This is a genomic window from Sphingomonas sp. (assembly GCF_039594485.1).
Classification (GTDB): Bacteria; Pseudomonadota; Alphaproteobacteria; order Sphingomonadales; family Sphingomonadaceae; genus Sphingomonas.
Map to the genome: position 1 here is coordinate 20,768 of NZ_JBCNNI010000042.1, position 11,282 is coordinate 32,049.

The 11,282-nt window shown below is 62.9% G+C and carries 12 protein-coding genes and 1 pseudogene; 10 read left to right on the forward strand and 3 right to left on the reverse strand.

Annotated features, from left to right (window positions below):
- Window position 1 precedes the first annotated feature (1 nt).
- The 7 genes from thrB to ABDV78_RS16635 all read left to right on the forward strand — a co-directional run bounded on the left by thrB (window position 2) and on the right by ABDV78_RS16635 (window position 4,345).
- Window positions 2–955 (forward strand): homoserine kinase, encoded by a 954-nt coding sequence (gene thrB / locus ABDV78_RS16605; RefSeq protein ID WP_343528581.1) that lies wholly within the window; start codon window positions 2–4, stop codon window positions 953–955.
- Window positions 952–1,404: a ribonuclease HI gene (gene rnhA, locus ABDV78_RS16610; RefSeq protein ID WP_343528582.1), complete on the forward strand. Its 453-nt coding sequence runs from the start codon at window positions 952–954 to the stop codon at window positions 1,402–1,404. The genes thrB and rnhA overlap by 4 nt, the downstream gene beginning before the upstream one ends.
- 248 nt (window positions 1,405–1,652) lie before the next feature.
- On the forward strand, window positions 1,653–2,174 hold the full coding sequence (locus ABDV78_RS16615) for a hypothetical protein (protein ID WP_343528583.1): 522 nt from the start codon (window positions 1,653–1,655) through the stop codon (window positions 2,172–2,174).
- Window positions 2,171–2,401, forward strand: coding sequence for a hypothetical protein (locus ABDV78_RS16620; protein WP_343528584.1), 231 nt, complete (start codon window positions 2,171–2,173; stop codon window positions 2,399–2,401). The genes ABDV78_RS16615 and ABDV78_RS16620 overlap by 4 nt, the downstream gene beginning before the upstream one ends.
- On the forward strand, window positions 2,394–2,954 hold the full coding sequence (locus ABDV78_RS16625) for a hypothetical protein (RefSeq protein WP_343528585.1): 561 nt from the start codon (window positions 2,394–2,396) through the stop codon (window positions 2,952–2,954). The genes ABDV78_RS16620 and ABDV78_RS16625 overlap by 8 nt, the downstream gene beginning before the upstream one ends.
- Entirely contained in the window at window positions 2,951–3,802 is an 852-nt protein-coding gene (locus ABDV78_RS16630) for a hypothetical protein (protein WP_343528586.1), read from the forward strand. Before ABDV78_RS16625 ends, ABDV78_RS16630 begins: the two co-directional genes overlap by 4 nt.
- Window positions 3,803–3,814: 12 nt before the next feature.
- Window positions 3,815–4,345, forward strand: a complete 531-nt coding sequence (locus tag ABDV78_RS16635; protein ID WP_343528587.1) for a hypothetical protein — start codon at window positions 3,815–3,817, stop codon at window positions 4,343–4,345.
- Here ABDV78_RS16635 and tcmP read toward each other — a convergent pair.
- Entirely contained in the window at window positions 4,281–5,447 is a 1,167-nt protein-coding gene (tcmP, locus tag ABDV78_RS16640; protein ID WP_343528588.1) for a three-Cys-motif partner protein TcmP, read from the reverse strand. The two genes, ABDV78_RS16635 and tcmP, sit on opposite strands and share 65 nt — an antisense overlap.
- Window positions 5,447–6,286 (reverse strand): phage Gp37/Gp68 family protein, encoded by an 840-nt coding sequence (locus ABDV78_RS16645; protein ID WP_343528589.1) that lies wholly within the window; start codon window positions 6,284–6,286, stop codon window positions 5,447–5,449. The genes tcmP and ABDV78_RS16645 overlap by 1 nt, the downstream gene beginning before the upstream one ends.
- A gap of 60 nt (window positions 6,287–6,346) precedes the next feature.
- Here ABDV78_RS16645 and ABDV78_RS16650 point away from each other — a divergent pair, with 60 nt between their 5' ends.
- The 3 genes from ABDV78_RS16650 (at window position 6,347) to ABDV78_RS16660 (ending at window position 10,954) form a co-directional block, all read left to right on the forward strand.
- Window positions 6,347–7,642: a three-Cys-motif partner protein TcmP gene (locus tag ABDV78_RS16650; protein ID WP_343528590.1), complete on the forward strand. Its 1,296-nt coding sequence runs from the start codon at window positions 6,347–6,349 to the stop codon at window positions 7,640–7,642.
- Window positions 7,643–7,812: 170 nt separating this feature from the next.
- Window positions 7,813–9,555: an ATP-binding protein gene (locus tag ABDV78_RS16655; protein WP_343528591.1), complete on the forward strand. Its 1,743-nt coding sequence runs from the start codon at window positions 7,813–7,815 to the stop codon at window positions 9,553–9,555.
- A 4-nt stretch (window positions 9,556–9,559) separates the two neighbouring features.
- Window positions 9,560–10,954 carry a UvrD-helicase domain-containing protein gene (locus ABDV78_RS16660; protein ID WP_343528593.1) on the forward strand — a complete coding sequence of 465 codons (1,395 nt, stop codon included), beginning with the start codon at window positions 9,560–9,562 and terminating at the stop codon, window positions 10,952–10,954.
- A gap of 216 nt (window positions 10,955–11,170) precedes the next feature.
- Here ABDV78_RS16660 and ABDV78_RS16665 read toward each other — a convergent pair.
- Window positions 11,171–11,282: pseudogene (locus tag ABDV78_RS16665) on the reverse strand (IS5/IS1182 family transposase); the annotation flags it as partial.

The window sequence follows — 11,282 nt, forward strand, 5'->3', positions numbered from 1 at the left end:
GATGGCTGTCTATACGCAGGTGTCGGCAGAGGCTCTGTCGGCGTTTCTGGCGCGTTATGACGCCGGGCAGTTGATCTCCGCCAAGGGCATCGCCGAGGGGGTGGAGAACAGCAACTATCTGGTCGACACCACCGCCGCGCGGTTCATCCTGACGCTCTATGAGAAGCGGGTGGCCGCGGGCGACCTGCCCTTCTTCCTGGCGCTGCTCGACCATCTGGCCGCCAAGGGGCTGCCCGTGCCGCCCGCGATCAAGGACCGCGAGGGCATCGAGATCCAGGAACTGGCGGGCCGCCCGGCCTGTCTGATCCAGTTCCTGAACGGCGTGTCGCTGTCGCACCCCAGCCCCGCCCAGGCGCTGGCGGCGGCCGATGCGATGGGCGCGATGCACCGCGCGGTGGCGGACTTTCCCCTGAACCGCGCCAATTCGATGGGGCATCGGAGCTGGCGGCCGCTGTTCGAGCAATGCGGGCGCGATCTCGACCGGATTCAGCCCGGGCTGCACGACGCGATGGACGCGGCGCTGGACGCGGTGCTGACCGGCTGGGAAGACCAGGCGCTCGACGCGTGCGTCATCCATGCCGACCTGTTCCCCGACAATGTGCTGGTGCTGGGCGACCGGGTGACGGGGCTGATCGATTTCTACTTCGCCTGCACCGATTTCCGCATCTACGACCTGGCCGTCATGCACTCCGCCTGGAGCTTCGACGCGAGCGGGGAGAGCTATGTGCCGGAGATCGGCGCATCGCTGGTCAAGGGCTATGAACGCCACTTCCCGCTGTCCGAGGGCGAACGCGCCGCCTTTGTCCGGCTGGCGATGGGCGCGTGCCTCCGCTTCGCGCTGTCGCGGGCCTGGGACTGGCTGAATACCCCGGCCGATGCGCTGGTGACGCGCAAGGACCCGCTCGCCTATTGGCGGCGCTATCTGGCGTATAGGGACGGAAAGGCCGGACTGTGACCCCGGTCGAGATCGCCACCGACGGCGCGTGCAAGGGCAATCCCGGTCCCGGCGGCTGGGGCGCGCTGATCCGATCGGGCGCGCATGAGAAGGAACTGTCCGGCGGCGAGGCGCTGACCACCAATAACCGCATGGAACTGATGGCCGCGATCCAGGCGCTGAACGCGCTCAAGCGACCCTGCGCGGTCACGCTGTCGACCGACAGCCGCTATGTGATGGACGGCCTGACCAAATGGATCCACGGCTGGAAGCGCAACGGCTGGAAGACGGCGGACAAGAAGCCTGTCAAGAACGCCGAACTCTGGCAGGCGCTGCTGGAGGCGGCCGAGCGCCACCAGATCGAATGGAAATGGGTAAAGGGCCATGCGGGCCACCCGGACAATGAACGCGCCGACAAACTGGCCTGCGCGGCGGCGGAGACATTCCGGAAATTGTCGCACACCCCATAAGTTGTCGACGGTACCCACCATAAGTTGTCGATAGCTTGAGGCCCGGTCTTCGGACCGGGCCTTATCTGCATCTAACACAAGCATATTTTTCGCGGACCCTCATAAGATGGCGGCGGCGTTCCGCTGACCTGTAATTCAGTACGGTCGGCATGAGTCTGAAATGTTCCTGCTACGTTCCTTGTTTTCTGGATACGTCATTCATCCAGATTGCGGCGCCTTGAGTCCGGCGCCTGAACGGAGTCAATTTGATGAGGAACATCGCACTCGAAGATCAGCTTGAGGCGCTCGGGTACAGGGGCAGTGGCCCGCTGAGCTGGTGGCGCACGCTATCCTGCACCGACTTTTTCGTCGAAGCAAAGATCGTAGAAACCGCGGTCGTCTCCATCATCTCGGTCAGCCGCCTGGCGCCGCCGGCGCTCATCGCCGAGCTCACGACTCTGGCCGAGGACGAGCTCGCCCCCACCTGGAATGATCTCGCCGCGGCGTACTTCCAGCTCGACGGCATGATGCTCGGCCTGGCTTATGAGATTGGTGGCAGCTGCGCCGCGCTTTCCGCTCGTCAGGGCGACCCTCTCGGGTCAATCATGCTGCTCAAGGCGCTAAGCGAGCCCTTCGTCTCCCTCGACCCCGAATGCCGCATCTGGGTCGGCAGCACGTGGCTGGCGGAGCGCGGTGCGCTGCTCAACCAGACGACGCTGTCGAGCATCGACTGGTGGCAGTCCGCGCGTGGCCACCAGCAGCCCTTCGTTTCAGGAGAGGTTCAGTGGTGAGCGATCCGCTCTTCGTCTTCGGCATCGGCGTAGCCCTCGCCGGCTGCGGCTCGATAGGCACCACTTTCAACGCCTGTCGTGAAGTCCTGACGATCCCGCGGGGTCCCGGGGCAATGAGTGCCACGGCGTTGCTTGCAGCCGTGATCTTCATGCTGCTCGTCGGCTGCGGCATCGTTGCTGGCGGGCTCTGGGTGGCCGTCGCCGTCGCGGGAGGGTCCCATGGCTAAGCGCGAGAAGTCCGCTCCGGCGGCATCGACCAGAAGCGACGTCGTGATCGGCGGCCAGCGCATGGACATCGCCTATCATGAGCCGGCGATACAGCCGACCAACGCGGGACCGTGGCGCGTCGAGCCTGACAAGATCGCGTGGACCGACCGGGTGACTGGATACTGCTGCATCATCCGCCGCGAACACGGCGGGCACCTCGGCGCGTACGTCGGGCTACCCAAGGGGCATATGCTCTATGGATACGAGGCGGACGCCATTCCCCCGGATGTCGTCTCCGTCCCTGGTGGACTCGACTATGCAGCGCCCTGCGACCAGCGCGGCCCAGAGAGCAGATCGATCTGCCACGTCCGGGGCAACACCCACCATCATGACGACCTGTGGTGGGTCGGGACCGTCTGCAATGGCCTGACCGATCTGGTCCCTGACGACGCGAAGCACGCTGCAGAGGCGCAGCGTCTCGGCATCCGCCAGACTTATCGTGATGCGAAGACGCTGTATGACATCTGCACCGATCTCGCTGCGGAACTGAAGGCCCTGGAGAGCGACCGATGATCCCCGGCGCGGACATCCAGCACGATCCGAGGCTCCCTTGGGGCCATTGGATGCGGACCGTAAAGCCCCGGTATCAGGGCATCGTTATCGTCGACGAGCACGGGCAGGAATGGCGCACGCTGCGGGAGGCGCTCTGGCGCGGTCGCCTTCAGATGAGCACCGAGAATTCGAAGATCGTCGACGAGGGGCTAGAGCTGATCCTCGCGATCATGGCGTCGAAGACCGGCCCTATCGTGCCGTTCGGCGAAGACGTGGTCGGTCTGTATGGTGGCAATGACAAATTCTATCGGTGGCACACCTACTGGCTGCAGGCGGTAGGTCTGCTCAAGCCAGCCCCCGGTCCATTCGGCGCGGGCGCCACAAATGAAGGCGCATCAGTGGTGCGCCTGCTCCTCGCCACCCGTCCGCCCGAACTCGCCGCCATTCCGGTCGGGGCCGAGGCCCTTCAAGTCTTCGGTCCGCCGGACTCGCCCAGGGAATGCGATCGCGACACCTACGAGGCGACTGACGGCCCCTGCGCAGCATACCCATACGCCATCGTGCGCGAGGACCGGTGGCGCCAGCATCGGGTCGCGATGCTGCACCGTGATCCCGACGACGTGATCCCGATGGCGCGCACCATCTGGACAGTCACCTGCCCCGACCGCGCGACGCAAGATCGCCTATACCGCTGGCTCAACGGCCGCATGCACCGATGGAGCGCGTGGGGTGAAATGGCGAAAAAGTCTGGGTCGCAGGCGCTCAGCCAGCACCTGATAGCCCTGATCATGCAGGATCCCACCTTAGTGCGGCGTCCCGCCGATTTGCCGGCCGACGGTCTCCCGGCCGATCGGCCGCCCCTCGGCTGAGGCGATGGTTGGATGAGCGATACTCCAGCCCACCGCCTGCCTCCGGACGCCGCCTCCGGCGGCGTCCGTCACGGGCATATCGATCTGCCCGTCGTACTCCTGGCGGCGCTCGACGCCGCCGGAACCTCGGTCGAGGCATTCCTGGCCCGGTTGGAGCGCGGATCGATCTGGCAGGACAGCGCCATTCGATCCGCCGACCGGGCCGTCGTCATCCAGGCGTATCTAGCGCCCGATGGGCTTCGTGCGGTTGTCCAGATCGGCAATGCCACCTGGTATCACTACCCGTCCGACAAAATTCATGCTTGGGGTGTCGTCCTGCCGGCCACCATTATGGCGACCCGGGACGTCCCGTTGAAGGCGATCCTGCGGCACCCGCTTCTTGATCCCCTGCCATTGTGCGTTCGTGCCATTCGCGACCTGAACACGACCCAGTCAACCCTCGGAGTAAGCATTCAGCTGGACGTCCCGGCCCTGACGGTCAGCGTGTCACCCGATAGTCGTCGTCCGGGACCTGCTTCCGCGGCCCCCAATCCAGGAAATTGATTTGGCCAAGATCGCGCATCTCGGCCATTAGCCGTCCGAGTCGACGCCTTCGAATGCCATGGTGAGCAAGCACCTGGGGCCATATATCGCCGTACCGCACCGCCTCCGGACTTTGAGGCACCACGTCGGCTACCATCTTACGGGCGGCGGACTCCTGTTCGGCCATCCATCGAGTGGCAAATTCATTTCCTGTCGGCACGCCGGCGAACATGTCGTTCATCATCGTCGCCGCGGCCCGCCTGTCGGATTTGAGCTGATCACGAACGAGATCCTGCGCCTTCAGCGCGTCATGCTGGCATTCGCGGAAAACCTCGACGCCGACCTTGCTCCGGGTCGCGTAGATCAAGGAATAGAAGGTGCGATCCTTCGTCGGATAGAGGACCGGCGTCTCCATGACATACTGGTACCCGCCAAGGCGCCGGATGACGTCCACGATCGCAGTCGTCAGCACGTCCTTCCGGCTTTCGGCGCCTTGCTCCGTGCTATCCGACTTGCATGCCATGATCCGCTGACGCCAGTCTGTGCCGGGCAGCAGGGCATCGAGGCCAGCCTGGATCGCCGGCTGTTCCATGGAAGCGAACCGGTTGATGAAGTCGAACATGAAGTTGAGCACGACTTCGGTATTGTCGCGGCGGATAAGCGGCGCCACCGCATTCATGTCGATCTTCCAGCCCTTGGGATCCATCAGCACGAAGGTGAACGCCCGCGGCGGTATCGCCCTGATCAGATTTTCGACCTGCGGCACGAACTCGCCGTTGAACGTCCTTATGTTGATGCCCGGATATAAAGCCCTCACCTCTTCCAGCCTGCGGAAGGCGACGGAATCCTTCTCCACCAGCAATGCGGTCATGGTGACGTCGACGCCCCTGATCCGCTTCCATTCGACCTTAGCCTTCTGCAGCGCCTCGAGCGCGATGCCGAACGACGTGTCCTCGAAGCTCTGCCCCTGGTCCTTCCACGGGCCGCTGAAGCCGTCGATGTAGACCACGTCCTTGTAGGCGCTCGCCACCTTGAACACGAGCCGCTCGACATAGTCGGCGAGGAAATGGTGCTTCACATAGGCCTGCTCCCGACCCGCATAATTGGCCAGGTCCGGACGCATCAGGCCGCCCTGGACGCCACTGGCGCGGGAAGCTCGTTCCATTCACGACCGTCTAGATCACGCCCCCCGGTCTTGGGGCGGATGCCGCCCCACTGCTTGAAGAAGAACGCCACCTCCTGCTCTTCGCACTGATCGCGCACCTCCCGTGCCCAATCGATGTGCATCGGCCGCGCCCCCGGCCCACTTTCACCGCCGGCTATGACCCAGTGTATCCCGTCCAGGGACATGGGGCCAACCGGCCCGATCAGCGGCTCGATCGACAGGAAGCGCACTGCTGCAGGCGCCTGTCGAAGATGCTCGATTCTTCCCTTCGCGCGCCCGTCCTCGACGGAAACGCCCAGCCAGATGTGGGCTGGGGGCGCCACGTTCCGGTACCGGCGCTTCAGATAGTCGCGCATGATCGAACTGCGCTTGGTCAAGACCTGAAACACGTGCCAGTCCGCCGCTTCCATCGTGTCGAACACGCGGTCGATGAATTCGCGCGGTACCTGTTTGTGGAACAGGTCGCTCATCGAATTCACGAAGATCATCCGCGATCGCTTCCACGACAGTGGCTGCTTCAATCGTTCGGGCCGAAGCGTCAGATCGAAGCCGGATTCGAACGGATGCCCCGGCACGCCACGGAAACGCTCGGAAAATCGAGCGGCGTAGCAGTTGTCGCAGCCAGACGTGATCTTCGTGCAACCCGTAACTGGGTTCCACGTAGCGTCGGTCCACTCAATCGCACTGCCATCAGCCATCGTCGGCGCGCCCCATAGAACGTAAGGTGAATCTGCCACATTGCGACTCACGATGCAACGACGATGGACGTCGAACGTGTCGAAAAGCAGGCCCGTCAAGTAATTCTGCTGGACAGTTCAGCGGCATGCTACCCATATTCGCCATGCCGACCTTAGGTCGTGCGGGAGATCACGACGATGGGGAAGCGTCCGAGTTACGATTGGATTCTGGGTGGTGCACTGCCTGAGCTGGGACGTCACAGCGTCGCAAAGCATGAAGTGTTCGATCGGTACATCGCCGCGTACATACGGACACTAACCCGGAATCATCTCAAGCGCGCGCTGAACCTCACCATCGTGGACGGATTCTGCGGCGGCGGCCGATATATCCTGGAAAATATGGAAGTCGACGGGTCGCCCCTTCGGATGCTGGCGGCCGTCGAGCGCGCGCAGTCTGAACTCGATGCTGCCCGCGTCCTCGGCTTCGAGATCAAGGCGGACTTCGTCTTCATCGACGACAACCCCAATCATGTGGAGTTTCTACGCGACCAGCTGCATCGTCGCGGTCACGGTGCCCGGATCGGTAAGGACATCCGCATCATCACATCGACCTTCGAGGCAGCTTGCCCGGGCGTGATCGAGCGCATTCAGAACAAGGGTCGCGCCCACCGTTCGCTGTTCTTCCTGGATCAGTATGGCTGGAGCGACGTCACGTTCGCCACGATCCGGGAGATCATGGGCAAGCTCGCCAATCCGGAGGTGATTCTCACGTTCATGGTCGACAGCCTGGTCAATCTGCTGAGCGACAAGATGTCCGACTTCCGCGCGCTGACCGCAATCGACTATGGCCGCGACGACATTCGAGCCCTCATCGCCCTGAAGCAGCAGAAGGGTTGGAAGCGGATCATTCAGAACACCGTCTACGGGCACATCCAGGCCCGAACGGGAGCGGCGTTCTATACGCCCTTCTTCATCCACCCCGAAAAGTCGAATCGGGACTATTGGCTGGTTCACCTCTCCAAGCATCACCAGGCGCGAGAGGAGATGGGCAAGATCCATTGGGGGCTGGAGAATACGTTCGAGCACTTCGGTCGGACCGGCTTCAATGCGCTGGGCTTCATCCCCGGGGTGGACGTGTGCGAGGACGTCCTCGACTTCGGCTTCAACGATAATGCACGAAGCCGGTCGGAAGCAGCCGTGCTCGACCAGCTGCCCCGGCTCATTCATGCCGCCGCCATCCGCGACGACGCTCCGCTGACGAAGCAGGCCATCTTCGCATCACGGTGCAACGACACGCCCGTCGTCGGTGACATCGTCGACAGCCAGCTCGCCTTTCTCCGGGACGAGAAAGAGATCGTGATTACCGCCGCTGACGGCTCGGTACGTCGGTCCGCGAAGCAGTTCGCGTGGGACGATCGCATCCAGCGAGTCCGGGATCCAGGACTCTTCTCCATGCTTCGTCTCAACGCTGCCTGAGACCCGTGCGACCTTAAAAGGCGATTGGGCGCCCCCCATAACGAAGTTCACGGACAGGCTTTGAGTTTTGATCGGCACGAACGCGATGACAGCAATCCCAAGAGAATTGGGAGACGGCCAATGTCAGTTCGACGTTCTTGAGTAATTGTTCTGCAATAGATACTTAAAGGATGCAGATGCCGATCCGTCGGCGATGGATCGGGGGGGGGATGATGGCGGCGATAAGACAGGTTGAGGTGCGACGCTTTCGCGGAGTGCGTGAGGCGATCTGGGCGCCTTTGCCCGGCCTCAACGCAATTATCGGCGCCGGAGATACGGGAAAGTCCACGCTCCTCGACGCGATCGAACTGGCGCTCGCGCCACGGCGCAACCTGACCTTCTCCGACGCCGACTTCTGGCAGCTCGATGTTACCGAGCCAGTCGACATTCGGGTTACCATTGGCGACCTCCCGGACGCCCTGCTCGACATCGACCGCTACGGGGTCATGCATCGCGGCTGGCATGCTGCCACGGGTGTCCTGTCCGACGAACCCGGAGTCGGGCTCGAAGACGTAGTCACGATCCGTCTGACCGTCGATCAGGATCTCGAACCGCGATGGAGCCTGTATTCCGATCGGGCGGATGCGGATGGCACCACGCGCGAGGTCCCGCCTGCCGAGCGCAAGAATCTCGCCCCAACAAGGTTGGGTGTCTATGCCAGCCATCACCTGGCCTGGGGCAATCGCTCCATTCTGAACAAGCTGGCCGAAATCCCGTCCGGGGCTGGCGGCGCGCTCGCCGACGCCGCGCGCAAGGCCAGGGCGGAGTTCGGAACTGCCGCGCTTGCCCAGGTTCAGGACGCGCTCGACATCGTTCACGCTGTCGCGGAAAAGGCCGGCATATTGGGTGCCCTCGAGGCGACCGCGCTTCTCGACGCGCACGGTATCAGCTTCTCCGGCGGTACTATCGCACTGCATGACAAGGAAGGGGTTCCCCTGCGCAATCTCGGCGTGGGGAGCAGCCGGCTGCTTATCGCCGGTCTGCAGGCTGCCGCCGGGGAGGCCAGCCCCTTCGTGATCGTCGATGAGGTCGAGCATGGTCTCGAACCCCACCGCATCATCCGCCTGCTGCACACCTTGGGCAGCAAGAAAGCCACGCCGACGCGGCAGGTCTTCCTCACCACCCACTCCGCGGTTGTGGTTCGCGAGCTATCAGCCGCCCAGATCTGGCGTGCCGCAGACGACGGATCCGGTCAGGTGATCATGACCAGAACCGACGGAAGCGTAGATAGCCAAAAAACATTCCGTGCCTGCGCCGAAGCCTTTCTCGCACCGCAGGTCGTCGTTTGCGAAGGACCGACGGAAATTGGCCTTCTCCGCGGCATGGACATGCACCGCGACGAGTCCGATCTGCCGACGCTGGCCGCTCATGGAGCCGCGCTCGCGGACGGGAACGGCGACAGCATGATCGCTCGCGCATGCGCTTTCGCTCGCCTTGGGTATCGAACCGCTCTCCTGCGTGACTGCGACAAGCCTTTCACTACCGATCAGCTCGAAGCGCTGACGGCGGCCGGCGTCACCCAGTTCCATTGGGATGCAGGCCTATCAACTGAGCAAGCGCTGTGCCTGTCACTCCCCGATGGAGAAATCGAGAAGCTCGTCAGAATTGCGATCGAGGAAAACAGCAAGGATAAGGTGAACAACCATCTGCGTGTCCAATCAGCTACCCTCGACAGCGACGCCTTCAATACGCTGATCGGATTCGGCACAGCCGAACGGAAGCATCTTGGCGCGGCGGCGAAGAAAGGCGGCTGGTTCAAGAACGTGACGCTCGGTGAGCGGGTCGGACGTGAAATCCTCGCGCCAGCCCTCGATCGCTGCACCGGAACGGTGCCCGTCATCATCGGCGATCTACGCGCCTGGGCGGCGGCCTAGCCCCATGTCGACGCCTGACATCCTGTCGATCAGCCGCGGCTCGATCGTCGCCCCTGCCGGGTGTGGGAAGACAGAGTCCATCGTGCAGGCCGTCGCCAGGAACGACGACAAGCCCGCGCTCGTGCTGACACATACCAACGCCGGTGTCTGCGCCCTCCGCTCGCGGATGACGCGTGCGAAGGTCGCGGCGACGAAGGCTCGCGTAACGACCCTTGACGGATGGTGCCTTCAGGTTGTGTCGTCATACCCCGAGCTATCGGGCCTGCGTCCGGACCTGTCGGCAATTTACTATCCAGCGCTGCGGCAGGCGGCGATCCGCGCGGTATCGTCAGGCGCCCTCGATGCCATCCTGCGAGCATCGTATTCTCGGGTGATAGTCGACGAATATCAGGACTGCGACAACCACCAGCATCGCCTAGTCGTGGCGATCGCCGAGCGCCTTTCATGCTGCGTCCTGGGCGATCCGCTGCAGCGCATCTTCGACTTCGCTGGCCCCCTTCCCGATTGGGACACAGAGGTGCTGACGACCTTCCCCCTTATCGCCACGCTCGACGAGCCATGGCGCTGGATCAGGCAGGGAGAGGCGGACTTCGGCCGCTGGATCCTCTCGATAAGAGATGGGCTCGAGCGCGGCGCGGGCGTCGATCTGACAACCGCTCCCGCCAATCTGATTTGGAAGCAGGCCGTCGACCAGTCTCAGCAGGATGCGGCAGAGGCTGATGCTATGGCCATGCTAAAAGGTATGTCGACGCCATCGTCACTTATCGTGGGCAGCGCGACCAACTCTGAATCCCGGGTCGCGTTCGCAAAGACCCACCATGGCGTACAGGTCGTCGAGCGTGCCGATATGCCTGAAGTGAGAGATGCAGCACACGATATCGGAGGCAAGACGAACCTCGATAGACTGTATGCGGTGCTGAGGTTCGCAGGGTCAGTAATGTCCGGGATCGACGAAACCTTGGCAAGTCGACTTGACCAAATCATTGCCGGAACCGCCACGCCAGAAAATGACGCGGAACACGCATTCCTGGTCGCCCTTCGAAACGTCACGTACGGCAACCTGGCTCGGGTGCTTGAATCCTGGAGCAAGGAATCCAGCCGGAACGTATATCGTCCAGACCTGCTGAACGTCATGATAGACGGAATGCGTCGCACGACGGAAGACGGTGATCTGAAGGCCGCGGTCCTCGAGGTCAGGGAAGCCAAACGCAGCAAAGGTCGCGACGTGCCCACCATGGGGATTGGCAGCACTCTGTTGCTCAAAGGGCTTGAGGCCGAGCGGGTGGTCGTGCTCGATGCCGGATCCTTGAACGCGTGCAACGCCTACGTCGCGCTTAGCAGGGCTTCGAAGTCTATAACGGTCATTTCCAGCCGGTCCGTCATTGGCCGAAACCCCTGAAGGCGGAATTCGACGGAGCATGCTCCGACGGTTACGATGAGTCGAGGCCGACCGGCTACTAGACCGGGTATGCAACGATCTACAGCCTTAACTCAGTCGACCCGCTCCGCGACGCTGGAATCTGGCTTTACAATCGACCTTAGGCTCACGACGCGATCCCGGCGCCCTAGTCTCCATAAGATTTTGGGATGGGACAATCCATCCTGAGAGCCCGACTCATAATTCGATCTTGGCGATGCGGCGTGTCATTCGCCTGATGGAGGCGATGAGGAGCCATGCTTCGGCGGATGCGATGGAGGCCTCCCAGTCCTTGGCGAGGCGGCGGCAT